The organism is Rhodopila sp. (assembly GCF_035548095.1).
In the GTDB taxonomy this organism is placed as follows: domain Bacteria; phylum Pseudomonadota; class Alphaproteobacteria; order Acetobacterales; family Acetobacteraceae; genus Rhodopila.
Genome location: NZ_DASZUV010000015.1, coordinates 187,151 through 206,658, shown reverse-complemented (window position 1 = coordinate 206,658; position 19,508 = coordinate 187,151). Strand labels below are relative to the sequence as shown.

21 protein-coding genes are annotated in these 19,508 nt (G+C 67.7%); 4 read left to right on the top strand and 17 right to left on the bottom strand.

The genetic code is table 11. The annotated features are described in order from the left end of the window. Nucleotides 1-29: 29 nt before the first annotated feature. Nucleotides 30-1,034 carry a cytochrome d ubiquinol oxidase subunit II gene (gene cydB / locus VHC04_RS12730; RefSeq protein WP_325681710.1) on the bottom strand — a complete coding sequence of 335 codons (1,005 nt, stop codon included), beginning with the start codon at nucleotides 1,032-1,034 and terminating at the stop codon, nucleotides 30-32. Nucleotides 1,035-1,039: 5 nt separating this feature from the next. Further along, nucleotides 1,040-2,419, bottom strand: a complete 1,380-nt coding sequence (locus VHC04_RS12725; protein WP_325681709.1) for a cytochrome ubiquinol oxidase subunit I — start codon at nucleotides 2,417-2,419, stop codon at nucleotides 1,040-1,042. Between the two features lie 131 nt (nucleotides 2,420-2,550). Here VHC04_RS12725 and VHC04_RS12720 point away from each other — a divergent pair, with 131 nt between their 5' ends. Next, the gene (locus VHC04_RS12720; protein ID WP_325681707.1) at nucleotides 2,551-3,405 is read left to right on the top strand and encodes an NAD(P)-dependent oxidoreductase; all 855 of its coding nucleotides are present in this window, start codon (nucleotides 2,551-2,553) and stop codon (nucleotides 3,403-3,405) included. 17 nt (nucleotides 3,406-3,422) lie between these two features. Here VHC04_RS12720 and VHC04_RS12715 read toward each other — a convergent pair whose 3' ends face one another. From VHC04_RS12715 to VHC04_RS12705, 3 genes are all read right to left on the bottom strand, one after another. Continuing rightward, complete coding sequence (locus VHC04_RS12715; protein WP_325681705.1) at nucleotides 3,423-3,827, bottom strand: response regulator; 405 nt, start codon at nucleotides 3,825-3,827, stop codon at nucleotides 3,423-3,425. A gap of 254 nt (nucleotides 3,828-4,081) precedes the next feature. Beyond that, nucleotides 4,082-4,633, bottom strand: a complete 552-nt coding sequence (locus VHC04_RS12710; protein WP_325681703.1) for a cob(I)yrinic acid a,c-diamide adenosyltransferase — start codon at nucleotides 4,631-4,633, stop codon at nucleotides 4,082-4,084. A gap of 4 nt (nucleotides 4,634-4,637) precedes the next feature. Then, on the bottom strand, nucleotides 4,638-5,411 hold the full coding sequence (locus VHC04_RS12705; RefSeq protein ID WP_325681700.1) for an energy transducer TonB: 774 nt from the start codon (nucleotides 5,409-5,411) through the stop codon (nucleotides 4,638-4,640). 360 nt (nucleotides 5,412-5,771) lie between these two features. On the opposite strand from VHC04_RS12705, the gene VHC04_RS12700 reads away from it, so the two are divergent. The 3 genes from VHC04_RS12700 to rpmG all read left to right on the top strand — a co-directional run bounded on the left by VHC04_RS12700 (nucleotide 5,772) and on the right by rpmG (nucleotide 8,486). Next, nucleotides 5,772-6,776 (top strand): phosphotransferase family protein, encoded by a 1,005-nt coding sequence (locus VHC04_RS12700; protein WP_325681698.1) that lies wholly within the window; start codon nucleotides 5,772-5,774, stop codon nucleotides 6,774-6,776. Beyond that, nucleotides 6,773-8,116 (top strand): phosphopyruvate hydratase, encoded by a 1,344-nt coding sequence (gene eno / locus VHC04_RS12695; protein ID WP_325681696.1) that lies wholly within the window; start codon nucleotides 6,773-6,775, stop codon nucleotides 8,114-8,116. The genes VHC04_RS12700 and eno overlap by 4 nt, the downstream gene beginning before the upstream one ends. 202 nt (nucleotides 8,117-8,318) lie before the next feature. Then, the gene (gene rpmG / locus VHC04_RS12690; RefSeq protein ID WP_325681694.1) at nucleotides 8,319-8,486 is read left to right on the top strand and encodes a 50S ribosomal protein L33; all 168 of its coding nucleotides are present in this window, start codon (nucleotides 8,319-8,321) and stop codon (nucleotides 8,484-8,486) included. Between the two features lie 321 nt (nucleotides 8,487-8,807). Here rpmG and VHC04_RS12685 read toward each other — a convergent pair whose 3' ends face one another. The 12 genes from VHC04_RS12685 to VHC04_RS12630 all read right to left on the bottom strand — a co-directional run bounded on the left by VHC04_RS12685 (nucleotide 8,808) and on the right by VHC04_RS12630 (nucleotide 19,396). Continuing rightward, nucleotides 8,808-10,199, bottom strand: coding sequence for a PleD family two-component system response regulator (locus VHC04_RS12685; RefSeq protein ID WP_325681692.1), 1,392 nt, complete (start codon nucleotides 10,197-10,199; stop codon nucleotides 8,808-8,810). 310 nt (nucleotides 10,200-10,509) lie between these two features. After that, complete coding sequence (locus VHC04_RS12680) at nucleotides 10,510-11,208, bottom strand: glutathione S-transferase family protein (protein WP_325681690.1); 699 nt, start codon at nucleotides 11,206-11,208, stop codon at nucleotides 10,510-10,512. A 100-nt stretch (nucleotides 11,209-11,308) separates the two neighbouring features. Next, on the bottom strand, nucleotides 11,309-12,091 hold the full coding sequence (locus VHC04_RS12675) for a succinate dehydrogenase iron-sulfur subunit (protein ID WP_325681688.1): 783 nt from the start codon (nucleotides 12,089-12,091) through the stop codon (nucleotides 11,309-11,311). Between the two features lie 14 nt (nucleotides 12,092-12,105). Continuing rightward, nucleotides 12,106-12,402, bottom strand: coding sequence for a hypothetical protein (locus tag VHC04_RS12670; RefSeq protein WP_325681686.1), 297 nt, complete (start codon nucleotides 12,400-12,402; stop codon nucleotides 12,106-12,108). A gap of 106 nt (nucleotides 12,403-12,508) precedes the next feature. Continuing rightward, a complete protein-coding gene (gene sdhA, locus VHC04_RS12665) occupies nucleotides 12,509-14,320 on the bottom strand; it encodes a succinate dehydrogenase flavoprotein subunit (RefSeq protein ID WP_325681684.1) in 1,812 nt (603 codons plus the stop codon). Between the two features lie 79 nt (nucleotides 14,321-14,399). Beyond that, nucleotides 14,400-14,804, bottom strand: a complete 405-nt coding sequence (sdhD, locus tag VHC04_RS12660; protein ID WP_325681682.1) for a succinate dehydrogenase, hydrophobic membrane anchor protein — start codon at nucleotides 14,802-14,804, stop codon at nucleotides 14,400-14,402. A gap of 9 nt (nucleotides 14,805-14,813) precedes the next feature. Beyond that, complete coding sequence (gene sdhC / locus VHC04_RS12655) at nucleotides 14,814-15,245, bottom strand: succinate dehydrogenase, cytochrome b556 subunit (protein ID WP_325681680.1); 432 nt, start codon at nucleotides 15,243-15,245, stop codon at nucleotides 14,814-14,816. A 157-nt stretch (nucleotides 15,246-15,402) separates the two neighbouring features. Beyond that, entirely contained in the window at nucleotides 15,403-16,245 is an 843-nt protein-coding gene (locus tag VHC04_RS12650) for a lytic transglycosylase domain-containing protein (protein WP_325681678.1), read from the bottom strand. A gap of 191 nt (nucleotides 16,246-16,436) precedes the next feature. Further along, the gene (locus VHC04_RS12645; protein WP_325681676.1) at nucleotides 16,437-17,060 is read right to left on the bottom strand and encodes a hypothetical protein; all 624 of its coding nucleotides are present in this window, start codon (nucleotides 17,058-17,060) and stop codon (nucleotides 16,437-16,439) included. Nucleotides 17,061-17,132: 72 nt separating this feature from the next. Then, nucleotides 17,133-17,945, bottom strand: coding sequence for a universal stress protein (locus VHC04_RS12640; protein ID WP_325681674.1), 813 nt, complete (start codon nucleotides 17,943-17,945; stop codon nucleotides 17,133-17,135). A 90-nt stretch (nucleotides 17,946-18,035) separates the two neighbouring features. After that, nucleotides 18,036-18,416 (bottom strand): DUF305 domain-containing protein, encoded by a 381-nt coding sequence (locus VHC04_RS12635; protein WP_325681672.1) that lies wholly within the window; start codon nucleotides 18,414-18,416, stop codon nucleotides 18,036-18,038. 104 nt (nucleotides 18,417-18,520) lie between these two features. After that, nucleotides 18,521-19,396, bottom strand: a complete 876-nt coding sequence (locus VHC04_RS12630) for an S-methyl-5'-thioadenosine phosphorylase (protein WP_325681670.1) — start codon at nucleotides 19,394-19,396, stop codon at nucleotides 18,521-18,523. Nucleotides 19,397-19,508 lie beyond the last annotated feature (112 nt).

Here is a 19,508-nt window from a genome sequence, read left to right as displayed (position 1 = left end):
GGCGACGCGGCGCGGCCGGGCACGCGCGGTCAGTGATACCCGATATCGCCGCGCACCTTGCCGCGGAACACCCAGTACGACCACGCCGTATACATCAGGATGATAGGCAGCAGGACCAGCGTACCGACCAGCAGGAAGGCCTGGGTCGACGGCGATGAGGCCGCCTGCCACAAGGTGAACTGATGCGGCACGATCATCGGGAACAGGCTGATCGCGATCCCGATATAGGACATCACGAACAGCAGCACCGATCCGGCAAAGGGCCCGGCATGGGACGCCTGGTCACGGATCGACCGCCATGTCCATCCACCGATCACGACGGTGATGATCGGCACGGGCGCCAGGAACAGCAGGTTGGGCCAGGAGAACCAGCGCTGCCGGATCTGCTCGCTCATGACCGGCGTCCAGACGCTGACCAGCACCACCGCCAGGCCAACGCCCACCAGCGCGGTCAGCGCCCAGGTGCGGGCGCGCTGCTGCAGCAGGCCCTCGGTCTTCAGGATCAGCCAGCCGGCGCCCAGCAGCGCGTAGCCGAACACCAGGCAGATGCCGATCAGGATGGAGAACGGCGTGAAGCAGTCCAGGCTGCTGCCGCTGAAGACGCGGCCGTCTACCTGGAAGCCCTGGATGAAGGCGCCCAGCGCGATGCCCTGCGCCAGCGCGGCCAGCAGCGAACCGTTGGCGAAGCCATGGTCCCAGAAGGTGCGGTTCGGACTGTCGCGGAAGCGGAACTCGAACGCGACGCCACGGAAGATCAGCGACAGCAGCATGATCAGGAACGGGAAATACAGCGCCGGCATCAGGATCGCGAAGGCCAGCGGGAATGCCGCGAGCAGGCCGACGATTCCCAGGATCAGCCAGGTTTCGTTGCCGTCCCAGACCGGCGCGATGGAGTTCATCATCAGGTTGCGCTGCGTCGTATCGTCGGCGAACCGGTACAGGATGCCGACGCCAAGGTCGAACCCGTCCAGCAGGACGTAAAGGAACACCCCGACGCCCAGGATCACCGTCCAGATCGGAACCAGGTCGAACATCGCCGTCATGCCTCCGGAATGGGCCGAACCGGAGCGGCGGGCCGGCCGCTCTCCACCTCCTCGTGCGCCTCTTCCGCCGCCGGACCGCTGTGGATGATCCGCGCCAGCACCACATAGCCGCCGCCGAAGATGATCGCGTATGTCACGATATAGCCGAGGAGCGACAGCGCGACGTTCCATCCGGTCAGCGATGGCGATACGGAATCGGCGGTGCGCAGCAGGCCGTACACGGTCCAGGGCTGGCGTCCCACCTCGGTGACGACCCAGCCCGACAGGATCGCGATGAAGCCCAGCGGGGCGCCGTACTGGCAGACGCGCAGGAACCACTCCGCCTGGAACACGCGCTCGCCGCGGCGCAGCAGGTTGCCCGCCAGCACGATCGCCAGCATCAGGAAGCCGACGCCCACCATGATCCGGAAGGCAAAGAAGGGCGGCGCCACCGGCGGCCACTGGTCACGTGGGAAATCCTTCAGCCCCTTCACGCTGCCATCGACGCTGTGGGTCAGGATCAGGCTGCCCAGCAGCGGCACATCGATGGCGTAATGATTGGTTGCGGCGGCTTCGTCCGGTATCGCGAACAGCGTCAGCGGGAAGCGGGATTCGGTGTCCCACCGTGCCTCGATCGCGGCCAGCTTCGCCGGCTGATGCTCCAGCGTCACCAGGCCGGACGCGTCGCCCAGGAAGATCTGCAGCGGCACCAGCACCAGCAGCAGCCACAGCGTGACCGACAGCATCAGCCGCGATTCCTGGGCGAAACGGTTATGCCGCAGATAGAACGCGGCCACGCTCAGCACCACGAAGCCGGTCGTGATATAGAAGCCGGTGACGGTATGGGTCAGCCGCGTCGGAAAGGATGGGTTGAAGATGATGTCCAGCCAGCTCACCGGCTCAAACCGCCCATCGACCAGCCGCGCCCCGGCCGGGGTCTGCATCCAGCTGTTCACCGCCAGAATCCAGAAGGTCGAGAGCAGCGTGCCCAGCGCCACCATCAGCGCGGCCACCATGTGCGCCCAGGCCGGCACCAGCGTGCGGCCGAACAGCAGCACCCCCAGGAAGCCGGCTTCCAGGAAGAACGCCGTCAGGCCCTCATACGCCAGCAGCGGGGAGATGATGTCGCCGGCGACATCCGAAAACCGGCTCCAGTTGGTGCCGAACTGGAAGGGCATGACGATGCCGGATACCACGCCCATGCCGAAGGTCACCGAGAAGACGCGGATCCAGAACATCGAGATCCGCAGATAGACGTCGCGCCTTGTGAAGAAGTGCATCGCCTCCATCACCATGATGAAGGAGGCCAGTCCGACGGTCACCGCGGGTAGCAGGATATGCCACGAAACGACCCAGACGAACTGTATCCGGGACAGAATCAGGGGATCGAGGCTCATGCGCGATCTCTGCTGTTGCGCCCGAGCGATGCAGCGGGCAGGCGACGGACGATGCGCGAGGCATGGCCGGTACGTTGCACCGGACGCCAGGCGAGACGACGATACACACAATCAGCGAATGGGAGAATGACATGCCGTTAACAGTGACCGTGATCGCGCCCGGCATGATGGGCAGCGCCGTCGGCAAACGCCTGTCCGAACACGGCGTAACGGTGCTGACATCGCTGGCCAATCGCTCAGCGGCCACCCGTGCCCGGGCAGCCGCCTGCGGCATGGCGGATGCGCCCGATCCGCGTATCGCGGCATCGGATTTCATCCTGTCGATCGTGCCCCCCGGGCAGGCGATGGGTCTGGCGGAGCGGCTGGCACCGGCGTTGCGGCGATCTGCCAGCAAGCCGGTCTATGTCGATTGCAACGCCGTCAGCCCGGCCACGGTGCGCCGGATCGCCTCGGTGGTGCAGGAAACCGGGGCACGCTTCGTCGACGGCGGCATCATTGGCCCGCCGCCGGAGCCGGATTCCAGCAAGACCCGGCTGTATCTGTCCGGGCCGGACGCCCAGGCGGTGACCGTGCTCGAGCAGCATGGCCTGTCGACGCCGGTGCAGGCGGGACCGATCGGCGCGGCTTCGGCGATGAAAATGTCCTATGCCGGGATCACCAAGGGGTTCACCGCGCTGGGCGCGGCGATGATGCTGGCGGCCAGCCGGGCGGGGACGGCGGATGCGCTGGTGGCGGAGATGCAGGTCAGCCAGCAGGCCCTGCTGCGCTGGCTGACATCGCAGATGCCGAAGATGCCGGCGAAAGCCTATCGCTGGGTGGCGGAGATGGAGGAGATCGCGGCCTTCGTCGGCGACGACCCTGCGGGCGCCGCGTTCTACCAGGCGGCGGCCCGCCTGTACGAACGGATCGCGGCCGATCTGGCGGATGGCCGGCAGGAGGTCGCGGCCCTGGACGCGTTCTGTCGGCGCGCGGAACAATCAGGCTGAGGGACCGGCGGCAGGCATCAGGCTGAAGTCGTTTCGGTCATGACTTCCCGCAGCAGGTGCATCAGCTGATCGCGGCGGAACGGCTTCCGCAGGACGCGGACCGGGCCCTTGTTGTGGAAGTCCGCCACGCTCGCGGCCAGCCTTGTATACGATTCAGTGAATCCCGATGTCAGGATCACATTGGTATCGATGCCTGTCAGCATCAATTCGTTCAAGACGTCGATACCGTCCTTTTCCGGCATGACCATATCGAGAATAAGAATATCAGGCCTGAAATCTAAAAATTCGTCCAAGGCCCGATTTGGATCGTTCACACTTTTGACGTCAAGCCCCACTTCTGTCGCAATAGTACTCACGATCTTCGTCAGGCTGACCTGGTCGTCCACCACGAGAAGTCGTTTCTTTTCCAGACCGCGATTCATCGGCTCGTCCTCAGGGCCCGGAATCGCGAAAGCAACGCCTCCGGCGCCCGATCCTCGGTTTGCGTGTTGAATTGTCTCTCTCCCCATCATGCAGAATCCGTATCCGAGCAAAAATGAGATGCTGGCCAAAGCAACATTTGCGGAATGTTAGTTTGTTAACAGAAACACGTCAAACGTTTCCAATGACTTCTGTTTGTGACTTTTATCGCGGACTGTAATTTATCGCATGACAAATTATGCCGCCAGCCATGCAGTCACCGGTTGGCACCGGGTATCCACACGATGTCGGCCGCACCGCAATCGTTCATCAGCCGAGCAAGCAGAAACAAGTGGTCCGACAGGCGATTCAGATAGATGGCGGCTGCAGGATTGACCGCCTCGACCGCCAGCGTATCGCGTTCCGCGCGCCGTGCAACGACGCGGGCCAGATGCGCATGCGCGGCGGCATCGGTGCCGCCGGGCAGCACGAAGCTGCGCAGCGGCGGCACCAGAGCCCGCATCGCCTCGATCTCGGCTTCCAGCCGCAGGATCGGACCCTCCGTCATGCGCAACCTGTCGCCGTTCTGGCCAGGGACACAGAGATCGGCGCCCAGATCGAACAGATCGTTTTGGATACGTGCCAGCATGGCATCGGCGTCCGCATCGTGGCGGGTATGCGTACGCAGCACGCCGATTACGGCATTGACCTCATCGACCGCGCCAAGGGCGGCGATGCGCGGGTCGGTCTTCGCGATGCGGGTGCCGTCCCCCAGCGATGTCTCGCCGCCATCGCCGCCACGCGTCGTCACGCGATCGATCCGCACCATGATGCTACTCTACCTCGAAAATGAACCGCATCGGCATGTCGAACGGCACCACCCGGCCATCCTGCAGCGCTGGCCGGAACCGCCATTTGCGTACCGCCTCGATCGCCGCCTGGTCCAGCGTCGCATGTCCGGAACCACGGACGACGTCGATCCCCGATGGCCGGCCATCCGCGGCCACATGGATCATCAGCACGACGGCGCCGGCATCGCCGCGCATCGCCGCCTCCCGCGGGTAGACGGGGGGACGGTTGCGAAACCGGTCATCGGGCGACGCCGGGATGATGTGATCCCCCGACGCCTCGGCATTGCTCAGGCTGTCGGTTCCGTTCAGGTCGAAGGTCAACGCCTCCCGCGGCTTGCCGGACGGCTGGTCCGGTGCCGGGGGGCGCGGCGCCTCCGCCTGGCGGTCCGGGTCGGGCTTGTCCGGCGCATGCTCCGCGACGTGGCCCGGGGCCTGCGGCGCGGGAGCCGGCGCGGGCGGCGGCACCGGTTCGGCCGATGGCGTGGTGGGCTCCGCCGGGCGCCCGGATGGCGCGGCATCCGGCTTGGCGACCCGTGGCGTCGGCGGGGATTCGGCCGGCGCGGGCGGTGGCCGCGCATCCGCCGGCGAGGCCGGGGCCGTTGCGGCATCGCCCTTGCGCTCCACCATCAGCAGCTCGACCGTGCCCTCCGCCGGTGGCGGCGGTACCGGGCGGCGCAGGTGCAACCCGATCAGCGTCGCGCCGCCCAGCAGCAGGTGCAGCACGACCGACACCGCCACGACGACGACCCAGGGCATGGCGGAACGCGTCGTCGCCCGCCGCCGCGGCCGTCCATCCGGGCGGAGCACGATGACAGGGGGACGGGGCGGAACGGTCTGGTCCATTGACAGATGCCGTATATACCGACGCCGCCCGGACCCCATCGGCAATCTTGCATGGGGCAGGCCTGCCGCGAGGCTCCGCACCCGGGCAGGGACCCGGCCGGCGCAAACGCCCATGCCACCTCCGGCCGCCTCCCCGCTTTCCCATCCCGCCGCTCGGACGCTACTGTATCAGTGCCGCGATCGGTGCCGCGTGGGCGCGGCTGGTCCGGGAGCGCCGCCAGAGTCGCCGATGGAGCCGCCGATGGAGCCGCCGACAGAGTCACGGAGGGAGACGTGGAAGCAGCCGTGCCGGCGGAGATCCTGCTGGCCTTGCGCCGCCTGCAGTTGCTGGACGGCGGCTCGGCCACCGGTGAGCGCCTGACGGGTGGGGTGTCGTCCGATATCTGGCGGATCGACCTGCCGACCGGCCCGATCTGCGTCAAACGGGCGCTGGCGAAGCTGAAGGTCGCGGCGGACTGGCGCGCCCCGGTGGAGCGGAACGTCTACGAAGCCGCCTGGATGCGCATCGCGGGGCAGGCGGTCCCGGGCGCGGTACCGGCGTTGCTGGGCCAGGACGCGGCGGCCGGTCTGCTGGCGATGCGCTATCTGCCCGCCGAACGCTACCCGGTCTGGAAAACCCTGTTGCGCGACGGCCTCGCCGACGCGGCCTTCGCCGCGCGCGTTGCCGAAACCATTGGCCGCATCCATGCCGCGACCGCCGCCGACCCGTCGGTGGCCTCGGCGTTCCCGACCGATGCGATCTTCCATGACATCCGGCTGGAGCCATACCTGGTGGCCACCGGCCGCGCGCACCCGGACCTCGCCGGTCGCCTGGCGGTGCTGGTGGCGCGGACCGCCGGCACGCATCTCGCGCTGGTGCACGGCGATGTCAGCCCGAAGAACATCCTGGCCGGGCCGGACGGGCCGGTCATCCTGGACGCGGAATGCGCCTGGTGGGGCGATCCCGCCTTCGATCTGGCCTTCTGCCTGAACCACCTGCTGCTGAAATGCCTGTGGGTGCCGCGGCACGCGCCGGACTTCATGCGCTGTTTCCGATCGCTGGCCGGCGCCTATCTGCCGCTGGTGTCGTGGGAGCCGGCGGCGACGCTGGAGGCCCGCGCGGCGCACCTGCTGCCGGCCCTGCTGCTGGCCCGCGTCGACGGCAAGTCGCCGGTCGAGTACATCACCTCCGACGCCCCGCGGGATACGGTGCGCCGGGTTGCGCGCCGCCTGCTGCTGGACCCGCCGGATCGGTTGGAGGCGGTGGCACGGGCCTGGGAACGAGAGACTGGATCATGACGGACACACGCATCGCCTTCGTTCATGCCCGCCGCGTCTGGGACAGCCGCGGCCGTCCCACCGTCGAGGCCGACGTGCTGCTGGAAAGCGGCGCCGTTGGACGCGCGACCGCCCCGGCCGGCGCCTCGACCGGCTCGCACGAGGCGGTGGACCTGCGCGATGGCGGGGCCGCGTTCGGCGGCTATGACGTCAGCAAGGCGGTCGGCCATGTCAACGACGTGATCGCCCGCGCCGTGCGGGGCATGGACGCCGCCGACCAGGAGGCGCTGGACGAGCGGCTGATCGAGCTGGACGGCACCCGCAACAAGTCCCGGCTGGGCGCGAACGCGCTGCTGGCGGTGTCGATGGCGGCGGCGCACGCCGCGGCGGCGGCGGCGGGACAGCCGCTCTACGCCTATCTGGGCGGCGCCGACGCCACGCTGATCCCCCTGCCGCAGATCCAGATTTTCGGCGGCGGCGCCCATGCCGGCCGGCGCGTGGACATCCAGGACTTCATGATCATGTGCCCCGCCGCAGCCAGCTTCGCGCAGGCGCTGGACTGGACCGCCGAGGTCTATCGCGCCGCCGGCACGCTGATGGCGGAGGCCGGGCAGCTGGCCGGCGTCGCGGATGAGGGCGGCTGGTGGCCGGCCTTCGCGACCAATGAGCAGGCGCTGGACACGCTGGTGCGGGCGATCGAGAAGGCGGGGTTCCTGCCCGGCGAACAGGTCGGGATCGCGCTGGACATCGCGGCGTCCGAATTCGGCCGCGACGGCGTCTATACGCTGGCGCTGGACGGCGCCAGGCTGTCGACGGATGAGATGATCGGCCTGCTGACCGGCTGGATCGGCCGCTATCCGATCCTGTCGGTCGAGGATCCCGTCGCCGAGGACGATCTGGACGGGCTGGTGGCGTTCTCGCGGGCCGTGGGCGACCGCGTGCAGATCGTCGGCGACGACCTGTTCGTGACCGACGCCGACCGGCTGCAGGACGCGGCCGTGAAAGGCGGCGGCAACTGCGTGCTGCTGAAGCCGAACCAGCGGGGCACCCTGACCGAGACACTGGATGCCAGCCGCGCCGCCGTGGCGAGCGGCTACGCCCGCATCATCTCCGCCCGGTCCGGGGAGACCGAGGACATCACCATCGCCCACCTGGCGGTGGGCTGGAGCGCCGGACAGTTCAAGGTGGGCAGCTTCAGCCGCGGCGAGCGCATGGCGAAATGGAACGAGATGCTGCGGATCGAGGAAGCGCTCGGCCGCAAGGCCCGCTTTGCCGGCGGCGCCGTGCTGGGCCGATCCCCGACGGCGCGTTCCCAAGGGGATCGTTCCCAAGGGGATCGCGCCCAGGCGGAGCATCCCTGAGGGGGATCGGGAGCGTTTCCGGGGGGAGCGTTTCTGGGGGGAGCGTTTCTGGGGGGAGCGTTTCCAGACCGGCGATGCCACGACCCAAGCGGCGGCCGCGCCCGACCATCCCGCAGCGAATACTTGACCTGCGCGAGCGGTTTGACCATTTTCCCGGCTTTCCGCGCCGCGAGGCCGGATCACGGTTTTCAGGAACACGCAGATGGCGAAGAGCAACACCGTTCAGATCAAGCTGGTGTCGACGGCGGACACGGGCTTCTTCTACGTGACGAAAAAGAACGCGCGGGCCCAGACCAACAAGCTGGAATTCAACAAATACGACCCCGTCGTGCGCAAGCACGTGCCGTTCAAGGAAGCCAAGATCAAGTAATCCGGCCGCGCCCGGCCGGCCGGTGCCTCACTGATTCCCCTGGACTGATTCTCCTGGCTTGGCCTGACTGATCCCCCTGGCTCGTTGCCCCCCGGCGGCGGGTCAGCCTTTGCCTGGCGTGCGTGCCCTCTGGGTGGTTTCCGTCTGCCTGGCCTGCCTCTCGCTGGTTTCCTGCGGGCTTGGTCTCTGGCCGGTTTCCCTCTGCCTGATTTTCCTCTGGCCATTTTTCCTCCGGCCGTTTTTCCTCTGGCCGGTTTTTCCTCTGGCGGGCTTGCCCGCCGACAGGGTCGCCCTGTCCGGCCCGGATGACCGGGCGCCGCGTCAGCCGGATGGCTCGTGCTGAAACTGCCGCAGCGGCTCCGCCATCTCCACCCGGTTCCGGCCTTTCTGCTTGGCCCGATACAATGCGGCGTCGGCAGCACGCAGCAGCGCTTCGGCGTCATTGGCGTGAATCCCGCTGCACGCCACGCCGATGCTGACCGTCAGCTGCGCGCTATCCTGTCCGACGGGTCGGAACGGCGCGCTTTCGACGGCGGCGCGCAGCCGCTCCGCCGCCGCCTCGGCCTGCGCCTCGCTCATGCCGGGCATCAGGATGACGAATTCCTCACCGCCATACCGCGCCAGCGTGTCGAAGACCCGGGTGTTGGCCCGCAGCGTGTCGGAGATCAGCCGCAGCGCCTGGTCCCCGGCGGGGTGGCCGTAGCGGTCATTGACCGCCTTGAAGTGGTCCGCGTCCAGGATCACGATCGCCAGGTTCCCGACATTCGGGTTCGCCATCAGCCCGCCCAGGTGGCGGCGCAGGTAGCGCTGGTTGTACAGCGCCGTCAGAGGGTCGGTCAGCGCCATTTCCAGCGCGGTGCCCAGGTCGCTGCGCAGCCGGTCCTGGTAGAATTTGCGCCGGATCTGGTTGCGCGCCCTCGCCCGCAGCTCATTGGCGTCAATCGGCTGCGCGACCCAGTCGCTGGCCCCCAGATCGAAACCGCGCAGCAGCCGGTCCTTTTCGGCCGGTTCGGCGATCAGCATCAGCGGCGTCTCATGCGCGGCGTCCGAGGCGCGGAGCTCCGACACCAGATGCAGCGGGTCCTCCTGCGCGAGGCCCAGGTTGATGATGATCAGGTCGAACGCGGTGGCGGTGGTCATCGCCACGGCCTGGGCGCTGGTGCGGGCGCAGGCGCTGACCACGCCGTCGTCATTCAGGGCCTCCTGGATGGACCGGGCGCTGGGTTCCCAATCGTCGACCACCAGGACATGAGCCCCTGCCACGGGCGCCAGCCCGCCATTTTCCCCGCCAAGTCCCAGGGCCCGCGCGGTCTCCCCACGGGCGCGCCATTCGTCCAGCAGGCGTTTCAGGCGAACCAGGCTGCGTACCCGGGCCATCAATGTATCGTATTCCACCGGCTTGGTCAGGAAGTCGTCCGCGCCCACCGTCAGGCCGTGCAGCCGCTCTCCCGGTTCGCCGAGCGTCGTGATCATCATGACCGGAATGTGAAGCGTGCTCAGGTCGTCCTTCAGCAGCCGGCAGCACTCGAACCCGTCCATCCCCGGCATCATGATATCCAGCAGGATCAGGTCCGGCTGCCACGACCGGGCGATGGTCAGGGTCTCGAAGCCGTCCCGAGCCGTCGCAACCTGGTAATATTCAGCCTTCAGCTTGGCTTCCAGCAAGCGCGCATTAGCCGGCACATCATCGACGATCAGGATACGAGCGGTCATGCGGTGCTGGTGTCAGTCTTCGACCTAGGAGCAATCTGAGCTTGTAGGCGCACCTGTTTTATCGCCTTAACCGGGCTCTATCAAAGGAATACGCGTCTGGCATCGAAGTGCGGCAGATTTTTGCGCCGCGGACAAGACCGTTTTCCATGCAGACCGTTTTCCATGCAAGGCCAGGGCAAGGACCAGCCCAAGCATGACAGGGTCAGGCTGGCCCGATCATGCTTCATCAACTCCTTGATTCAGGGGCACGGTTCACGCCTTCTGACCAGTAGCGGCAAGCGCCGCCCCGCCGGCAACGGCTGTCCGCCGGTCAGCGGGGCGCGAACTGGGTGTGGCCGAACATCACGTCCCTCTCGGCGTCGCTCAGCGGGCCGGTGCGCTTCTTGTCGTCCATCACCGCGACGCCGCGCCGCACGCCCGGCCGGGCGGCGATGGCGTCGTGCCAGCGCTTGACGTTGGGGTAGTCACGCAGATCGATATTCCGCCGTTCCGGATTGCGGATCCACGGAAATGTCATGATGTCGGCCATGGAGAAGGCGGCGCCGGCGAGGTATTCCGCCTCGGCCAGCCGCTTGTTCAACACGCGGTGCAGCCGCTTCACCTCGCTGGCATAGCGCTCGACGGCGTAGGGCAGCCGTTCGACCGCGTAATTGGCGAAATGGTTGTACTGGCCGAACATCGGCCCGACCCCGCCGGCCTGGAACATCATCCATTGCAGGCAGGTGTAGCGGCCTTCCGGGTCCGCCGGGATCAGCCGGCCGCCGGTCTTTTCCGACAGATAGATCAGGATCGCGCCGGACTCGAACAGCTTCAAGGGCCGGCCTCCCGGCCCGTCGAGATCGACGATGGCGGGGATGCGGTGGTTCGGGTTGATCGCCAGGAATTCGGCCTTGAACTGATCGCCCTTGCCGATGTTCACCGGCACGACCTTGTAGGGAAGCTCCAGCTCCTCCAGTGCGATATGCACCTTGTGGCCATTGGGGGTGGGCCAGCTCCAGACCTCGATCATCGGCACCCCCTTCCGGCGTTGGCTGGCTACCGGCCAACCCTGCCCATGTGCTGGCTATCCTATCCTCGGCTACCCTGCCCTTGGCTAACCCTGCTCCTGGCTACCCCTGGCGCTCGAGGATCATCTGCTTGATGGTGCCGATGGCCTTGGCCGGGTTCAGCCCCTTCGGGCAGGTGTCCGTGCAGTTCATGATCGTGTGGCAGCGATACAGCTTGAACGGATCCTCCAGATCATCCAGCCGGGAACCGGTCGCCTCATCGCGCGAATCGGCAATCCAGCGATAGGCCGCCAGCAGCACCGCCGGCCCCAGATAGCGATCGCCGTTCCACCAGTAGCTGGGGCAGGCGGTCGAGCAGCAGAAGCACAGGATGCACTCCCACATGCCATCCAGCTTCGCCCGCTCCTCCTTGCTTTGCAGCCGCTCGGCGTCGGGCGGCGCCGGGGTTTCGGCCTGCATCCAGGGCTTGATCGAGCGGTACTGGGCATAGACCTGCGACAGGTCCGGCACGAGGTCCTTGACCACCGGCATATGCGGCAGCGGATTGATGGCGACCGCGCCCTTCACCTCTTCGATCGGCTTCAGGCAGGCCAGCGTGTTGCCGCCGTCGATGTTCATCGCGCAGGAGCCGCAGATGCCCTCACGGCAGGAACGGCGGAAGGTCAGCGTCGGGTCAACCTCGTTCTTGATCTTGATCAGCGCGTCCAGGACCATCGGACCGCAGTCATCCAGGTCGATTTCGTACGTATCGGTACGAGGGTTCTTCCCGTCATCGGGATTCCACCGATAGATTTTGAATTCGCGCACGCGCTTGGCACCGGCGGGCGCCTTGAAGGTCTGGCCCTTGGTGATGCGGCTGTTCAGCGGAAGATTGAAAGCGACCATCGTTTTCCTGCGAGCTACGACGTGACCGCGGCGACCGCCGGCATCAGGTCGTTGTTATCCTCGATCCGCAACGTCCGAATGTCGCGGACTGATGGAGGGAACCAGCCATAGGTGCGGGCCAGCGCCTGAACCGCCAGGACGCGGCGGACCGGATCAACCGTCTCGTCCCCGAAATACACGCCGCCTTGCCGGCGGTCGACGCCGTGACCGCGCGGCATCTTGCCCATGCCGTCGTAAGCGTTCCGCGAGGAGGCGTTGTGGTCACGCGCCCGAAGGGCGGTTGTATCCCTGTCGAAGGTGACCGCGTACATCGACCGGCGAAATCCTGTGTTGTGACCGATGCCGACAGGGGGCCGGATTGCGGTCTCGGGGCGCGTTGCGGTGGCTAGGTGTGCCGCCATCCGGGGTTACCTCAACTCAATAGACCCGCTTCTTCGGCGGGAACACCGACACCTCGTTCGTCATCGTCTGCATGCGCACCGGACGGTAGTCCAGGCGGACTTCGCCGTCATCGCCGCACCAGGCCAGGGTGTGCTTCATCCAGTGCTCATCGTCCCGCTCCGGATAGTCGTCATGCGCGTGGGCGCCGCGGCTTTCGTGCCGCGCCTCGGCGCCGACCATGGTGGTCATGGCGCTGCCCATCAGGTTCTGCAGTTCCAACGCCTCAACCAGATCGCTGTTCCAGATCAGGCTGCGGTCGGACACCGACATGTCGGTCAGGCCGCTCCAGACCTTCTTCATCCGTTCCACGCCCTCGGTCAGGCTTTCCGACGTACGGAACACGGCGGCGTGGCCCTGCATGGTGCGCTGCATGGCCAGGCGCAAGTCGGCCACGCGGGTGCCGCCCTTGGCGTAGCGGGTGCGGTCGAAGCGATCCAGGCTTGCCTCGCCGGCCTTCGGCGGCAGTGATGCCTGCGCCGCGTTCGGCTTGATCGTGTCGGCGGCGCGATGCGCGGCGGCGCGGCCGAACACCACGAGGTCCAGCAGCGAGTTGGTGCCCAGCCGGTTGGCACCGTGCACGGACACGCAGGCCGCCTCGCCCACCGCCATCAGGCCGGGGATCGTGGCGTCCGGGTCGTCCTTGGTCGGACGCAGTACCTCTGTATGCACATTCGTCGGGATGCCGCCCATGTTGTAGTGCACGGTCGGCAGCACCGGGATCGGCTCCTTGGTCACGTCGACGCCAGCGAAGACCTTCGCGGTCTCCGAAATGCCGGGCAGACGCTCATGCAGCAGGTCGGCGCCCAGATGCTCCAGGTGCAGCATGATGTGGTCCTTGTTGGGACCGCAGCCGCGCCCTTCGTTGATCTCCATGGTCATGGACCGCGACACGACGTCGCGGCTGGCCAGGTCCTTCGCCGTGGGGGCGTACCGCTCCATGAAGCGCTCGCCCTCGGAGTTGGTCAGGTAACCGCCCTCGCCGCGGGCGCCCTCGGTGATCAGGCAGCCGGCGGGGAAGATGCCGGTCGGGTGGAACTGGACGAATTCCATGTCCTGGCAGGGCAGGCCGGCGCGCAGCACCATGCCGGTGCCGTCACCGGTGCAGGTATGGGCCGAGGTGCAGGACAGATAGGCACGGCCGTAACCGCCGGTCGCCAACACCACCGTTTGGGCACGGAAACGATGGATCGAGCCGTCCTCCAGGCACCAGGCCATCACCCCGCGGCAGGCGCCTTCCTCGTCCATGATCAGGTCGAGGGCGAAATACTCGATGAAGAACTCGGCGTCGTGCTTCAGGCTTTGCTGATACAGCGTGTGCAGGATGGCGTGGCCGGTGCGGTCGGCGGCGGCGCAGGCGCGCATCGCCGGCTCCTTGCCGTAATCCTTCATGTGACCGCCGAAGGGGCGCTGATAGATCCGTCCATCCTCGGTGCGGCTGAACGGCACGCCGTAATGTTCCAGTTCGTAGACGGCCGGGATCGCCTCGCGGCACATATATTCGATGGCGTCCTGGTCACCGAGCCAGTCGGATCCCTTGACGGTGTCGTACATGTGCCAGCGCCAGTCATCCTCGCCCATGTTGCCCAGCGCGGCGCCGATGCCGCCCTGGGCCGCCACGGTGTGGCTGCGGGTGGGGAAGACCTTGGTGATGCAGGCCGTCTTCAGGCCGGCGGCGCCCATGCCGAAGGTCGCCCGCAGGCCGGAGCCGCCGGCGCCGACAACCACGACGTCATAGGTGTGGTCGATGATCGTATAGGCCCGCGATGAAGGCATCGTGATCGCGTTCATCAGTTCTTTCCTTCGGGCCGCCGGCCCAGCTTCTGTTCGCCGGACGGAACGCCCGACAGCCCCCTCATGCCGTGATGCATCAAAGACCGATCTTCAGCGCCGACACGAAACAGACCAGCGCCAGCAGGGTGCACAGCCCCTTGACCGCCACCACGGCGGCCATCTTCAGCAGATCGTTATGGACATAGTCCTCGATCACGACCTGCAGGCCGATCCACATGTGGTAGAAGGTGGCGGCGATCAGCGCCAGCATCAGCGACAACGGCACGGGCGAGGCGATCCACGCCATCATCGCCTCCCGCGGGGCGCCCAGCAGGCCGATCACCGAGACGACGAACCAGATGCCCAGCGGCACCAGCGCGACCGCGGTGATCCGCTGCAGCCACCAATGCCCCGACCCGCTATGGGTCGCGCCCATCCCCACCGCCCGGCCCAGCGGCGAGCGCATGATGTCGATATGAGGCGCTTTCGATGTGTCCGACATGCCGATCCCTCACCAAACCACCAGGCCGACGATCCAGATCAGCAGCGTGGCGACCCCGGTGGCGATGACGACCGCCCAGCCGGAGGTGTCGTAGTGCGGCGCCTCGAACCCATAGCCCAGGTCCCAGGCCAGGTGGCGGATGCCGCTGAAGAAATGGAACACCAGGGCGACGGTCCAGCCGAACAGGCACAGCAGGCCGATGGCGGAGCCCATGAACCATTGCGCGGTCGCGAAGGCCTCATCCGAAACGGCCGCCGCCGCCAGCCACCACGTCATCAGCAGCGTGCCGACCGCCAGCGCGACGCCCGAGGCGCGGTGCAGGATGGACAGCGCCATGCTGAGCGGCCAACGATACACCTGCAGGTGCGGAGACAGCGGTCGACGAACCAGCTTGCCATCGGTATTACGCGCTACCATCAGCGCGTCGCGTACATCTCTCACGCGCTCACTCCAATTCTCCTGGCCAATTCTCCTGGCCAATTCTTCGGGCCAATTTTCCGGGCCAATTCTGCGGCGTCGATCTTTGTGCGGGTGATTAGACCCGCGCGCGCACCCGGTCAACGCGCGGCGGGACCGGCCCGGGTTGCGAGCCGGGCGGTCAGGGCGCGCGAAACGCCATGCGGACCGGCAGGGCACGGTAGGAGTCGAGCGTACGCCAGCCCGTTGCCACACCTCCTGGCATACCCCCTCCTGGCACCCCCGCTCGCACAGCGCCCGCCGCGGCCGGAGACGGCGCGGCCGGCGCGCCGGCCAGCGGAATGATCCGCATCGGCGACGGCCGAAACGCGGCGGCGACCGATGCGCGGTTCATCGTCGCCGCCCAGGCCGCGGACAGGGTCTGCATCAGGCCGGGACCGCCCGCCAGGCGCTGCTCCGCCGGCTGCGCCGCATAGACCAGCCGTCCATAGGGCTGGCCCAGTTCCGGCGTCGCCGAGTGGTACATCTCCACCGCCCGCGGCCACGCGTTGGTCCTGGCGTGCAGCTCGCTGAGGAAACGAGCGCCGTACGTGGCATTGGCGGTCGGGTCGAAGGCCTGTTCCAGGCTGGCGAACGCATCCGGGTGATGCAGCAGGCTGATCTGCATGCAGCCCACATCGATGGACCGCACACCCCGCGCGCGCATCGTCCGCACGGCGGCGATCGCCTCGGCCTTCGTTTCATAGAACGAGCCCTCGCCATCGGCGTTGACCGTCCAGGGCCAGGGGTCGAACGTGCCGGACGCGGAATCCCGCCGGCCACTCTCGACCCGAGCGATCGCCGCCAGCAGGTGATCGGGAATTCCGAACGCCCGCTCGGCCGCCAGGATCGCCGGACGGCAGAGCCGGTTGGCGGGCGTGGCCCCGATCGCCGGCAGGTCGGCGCGGGCCGGCGCGCCCAGGAAGGCTGCCGCAAGTGCCGCTGCGAGAAGTCCCAGCACGGAAGGCAACAGGCGCCGCGTCATGCGCCACGCCATAGCGGCGAAAAATGAACGAATGGTTTACCGGCTGCGCGCTGACTGTTTCCGGTTCATCGGCGCCGGTCCATCGGCGCTGGTCCATTGGCGCCGGTCCATCGGCGCTGGTCCATTGGCGCCGGTCCGTCGGTCCGGTTCATCGGCGCTTGGCCCATCGGCGCCGGCTGACCGGTGCCGCCTCATCGGGCGTCGCGCGGACGGCCCGCTGCCAGCACCAGCGTCAGCGTGTCCCGGTAGAAGCGCAGCACCGGGTCGCCGGGGACACAGCGGAGATCGGTGCCCGGATGGCGGCACCAGGTCATCGGCGCCTGCTCGTCCGGCCGGCCGAAACGCTCCAGCACCGCATCCGCGATGATGGCCGGCTCCCCGGGGCCACGGCCGTGCAGCCGGTACGTGATGCGGTCCACGCGCAGCGGTGTCCCGGCAAGGTCGATGGACAGCTCCCCATCCGGCGTCGGCGTGGTCAGCGTCAGCCGGCACGGCCCGTCCCCCTGGCACACCTCCCCGTGGCACATCTCCCCTTGGCACACCTCCCTCTGGCACATCTCCCCTTGGCACACCTCCCCCGGGCACATCTCCCCTTGGCATGCCTCGGGCTGGTGGCGGATCTGGTCCGTCCGGATACGCTGGGCGCGCAAGACGGCAGTGACGGCGGGTTCCGTCATGCCCAGGCGCAGCCCCAGAATCTCGACCGCCGCCGGATCGGTCGGTGACGCACCGGCCCCGCGCAGGCCCCACGTTCCAGCCAGGACGCCGGTCATCATCCCGGCGATCGCCCACGCCGCTACCCTGTTTCGCTTCATATGCCCCTCGCGGCGAACAGAGTGGCACCAAAGCCCTAATGTCCGGTTAACGCCGCCGACAATGGCAGGCAGTCAGTGCTGCAACAGCACCGGCACCGCGGCATCCAGCAGCACCGACCGTGTCGCCCCGCCCAGGATCAGCTCCCGCAGCCGGCTATGGCCATAGGCGCCCATGACCAGCAGATCGGCGCCGATCGCACGGACCTGCTCCCGCAACACATCGCCGATCGGCTGGCCGTGCAGCGGAACCACGCGAATATCGACAGGGATATCGGCCGCGGTCAGGGCCTGGACGAGCCAGGCCGGTTCCTCGGTCAGATCCGCCGGACTCTCCTGGCCGATCAGCAGCGTCACCGCGCCCGAGCGGCGCAGCAACGGAAGTGCCTGGTGCAGCACACGCCGTGCCGGCTCATCGTCCTTCCAGGCAACCACCGCGTGCCGCCCCATGCTCGGCGGCGGCGAACCGGGCGCGACCAGCGTCAGCGTCCGCGCCGCAAACAGCAATATGTGCAAGGCCTGGCGCGTCTGCCCGGCCACCGGGCGAGAGAGCACGACGAGGTCGGACGCCGCCACCGCCGCGCGGACGACGGCTGCCGTCTCTCCCGTCCGCTCCGTCCAGCGCGCGTCCGGATGGCTGGCCTGCCAGTGATCGAACACGGCCCTGATCGCAACCGATCCGGCGTCCGCCGCCTGCTGCAAGAGGTGGCGATGCCGCGACGTCATCACCTCCTCCGACGGCATGAAGCCTTCCATCGGGTCATGGCGAATATGCAGCACGGTGACGGACGCGGCCGGTGCCAGGCGCTGCCGCAGCAAGGCGGCGGTTGCCAGCGTGGCCCAGGCCGTCTCGACTTTCTCCAGGATGACGAGGATCGCCGGTTGCATCGCAAGCGCCTCCTGCGCGGGGCCTGTTCCGAGGGTATGCTCCAGACCGCCGCGCGCAGTCACCGGCCGGGCGAGGCGGTGCCAAGCCGGTCAAGGTAGCCGCTCGTGCTGCTGCTGCCACCGCCGCATCAGCGCAATGTCCTTCGCCTGGTCGGCGACGATGCCACGGCACATCTTCAGCAGGACCGGGTCCTTCCCGTGCCGCTGCTCGACCTTGCACATGTCGATCGCGCCCTGGTGGTGGGGGATCATCATGGCGACGAAGTCCCGATCGATGTCGCCGGTCATCGGCGCGCCGTTCATCGCCTGGTTCATCCGTGCCATCGCCGCCATCATGGCCGCGCCGGCATCGCCGGATGAAGGTGCCGCGGCGGCCTGGCCGGACGACATGTCATGTTGCGCCGGGTCATGTTGCGCCAGGGCCGGCTGCTGGCCCGACAGCGTGATGCCGAGGACAATGAGGCAAGGCATGGCACGTCGCATGGAGGCGGTTCCCGATCGGTCGCCGTTCGATCATCTAGCAGAATTCGCTACGGCCGTAAGCGGGGCGCGCGATCGCCGCGCCAGGGCCGGCGTCAGCCCGTCAGCACGCGCCCGGCCACGGCGTCCAGCCGCGCCAGCAGGTCGGCGTCGCGTTGGAACGGCGCGGTGATGATGGCGTTGTCCAGCGCGCGGTCGCAGCCGTGCGGACAGAGATCGCGGGGCTGGCCCAGGGACGGGACCACCGTCCGGACGAGGGTCCGCGCATGGTCGGCGTTGGCCAGCAGGACACGGACGACGGCTTCGACGGTGACGTGGTCGTGGTCGGGATGCCAGCAATCGAAGTCGGTGACCATGGCGACGGTGGCGTAGCAAAGCTCCGCCTCCCGCGCGAGCTTGGCTTCCGGCATGTTGGTCATGCCGATCACGCTGCAGCCCCAGGAGCGGTACAGCTCGCTCTCCGCCTTGGTGGAGAATTGCGGACCCTCCATGACAAGGTAGGTGCCGCCACGGGTGACCGGCAGGCCGATCTGCCGGGCGGCGGCGAACAGGGAATCGCCCAGCCGCGCGCAGACCGGATGCGCCATCGAGACATGGGCGACGATGCCGTCGCCGAAGAAGCTCTTTTCACGCGCGAAGCTGCGGTCGATGAACTGGTCGACGACGACGAAATGGCCGGGTGGCAGCGCCGCCTTCAGGCTGCCGACGGCGGACAGGGAGATCACGTCGGTGACCCCGGAGCGCTTCAGCGCGTCGATATTGGCGCGATAGTTCAGATGAGTGGGGGATGTCGGATGGCCGCGGCCGTGGCGCGGCAGGAACACGCACGGAACCCCGGCCAGGCGGCCGAACAGCAATTCATCGGACGGATCGCCCCACGGGGTTTCGACCCGCCGCCAGGTCTTCTCTTCCAGCCCGTCGATGTCGTACAGGCCGGAGCCGCCAATGATCCCGATGACAGGCTGGATCATCGGCAGGTTCTCCTTCCGTTGTGCGCGGTTGCCTGAGGCCCGCGGCGGAGAGCATGGGATCACGCTCTCGGCCGCAAGGCGTTGCTCAGCCGGCCAGGGTCAACCGACCCTG

Bases quoted from the DNA above. Each gene is read 5' to 3' on its own strand.
- cydB (WP_325681710.1), bottom strand. From the start codon at position 1,034: ATGTTCGACCTGGTTCCGATCTGGACGGTGATCCTGGGCGTCGGGGTG.
- VHC04_RS12685 (WP_325681692.1), bottom strand. From the start codon at position 10,199: ATGACCGCTCGTATCCTGATCGTCGATGATGTGCCGGCTAATGCGCGC.
- VHC04_RS12710 (WP_325681703.1), bottom strand. From the start codon at position 4,633: ATGGTGCGGATCGATCGCGTGACGACGCGTGGCGGCGATGGCGGCGAG.
- VHC04_RS12720 (WP_325681707.1), top strand. From the start codon at position 2,551: ATGCCGTTAACAGTGACCGTGATCGCGCCCGGCATGATGGGCAGCGCC.
- VHC04_RS12705 (WP_325681700.1), bottom strand. From the start codon at position 5,411: ATGCCCTGGGTCGTCGTCGTGGCGGTGTCGGTCGTGCTGCACCTGCTG.
- VHC04_RS12650 (WP_325681678.1), bottom strand. From the start codon at position 16,245: ATGACGCGGCGCCTGTTGCCTTCCGTGCTGGGACTTCTCGCAGCGGCA.
- VHC04_RS12640 (WP_325681674.1), bottom strand. From the start codon at position 17,945: ATGCAACCGGCGATCCTCGTCATCCTGGAGAAAGTCGAGACGGCCTGG.
- VHC04_RS12670 (WP_325681686.1), bottom strand. From the start codon at position 12,402: ATGTACGCGGTCACCTTCGACAGGGATACAACCGCCCTTCGGGCGCGT.
- eno (WP_325681696.1), top strand. From the start codon at position 6,773: ATGACGGACACACGCATCGCCTTCGTTCATGCCCGCCGCGTCTGGGAC.
- sdhA (WP_325681684.1), bottom strand. From the start codon at position 14,320: ATGAACGCGATCACGATGCCTTCATCGCGGGCCTATACGATCATCGAC.
- VHC04_RS12715 (WP_325681705.1), bottom strand. From the start codon at position 3,827: ATGAATCGCGGTCTGGAAAAGAAACGACTTCTCGTGGTGGACGACCAG.
- VHC04_RS12675 (WP_325681688.1), bottom strand. From the start codon at position 12,091: ATGGTCGCTTTCAATCTTCCGCTGAACAGCCGCATCACCAAGGGCCAG.
- VHC04_RS12680 (WP_325681690.1), bottom strand. From the start codon at position 11,208: ATGATCGAGGTCTGGAGCTGGCCCACCCCCAATGGCCACAAGGTGCAT.
- VHC04_RS12645 (WP_325681676.1), bottom strand. From the start codon at position 17,060: ATGAAGCGAAACAGGGTAGCGGCGTGGGCGATCGCCGGGATGATGACC.
- rpmG (WP_325681694.1), top strand. From the start codon at position 8,319: ATGGCGAAGAGCAACACCGTTCAGATCAAGCTGGTGTCGACGGCGGAC.
- VHC04_RS12630 (WP_325681670.1), bottom strand. From the start codon at position 19,396: ATGATCCAGCCTGTCATCGGGATCATTGGCGGCTCCGGCCTGTACGAC.
- VHC04_RS12725 (WP_325681709.1), bottom strand. From the start codon at position 2,419: ATGAGCCTCGATCCCCTGATTCTGTCCCGGATACAGTTCGTCTGGGTC.
- sdhD (WP_325681682.1), bottom strand. From the start codon at position 14,804: ATGTCGGACACATCGAAAGCGCCTCATATCGACATCATGCGCTCGCCG.
- VHC04_RS12635 (WP_325681672.1), bottom strand. From the start codon at position 18,416: ATGCCTTGCCTCATTGTCCTCGGCATCACGCTGTCGGGCCAGCAGCCG.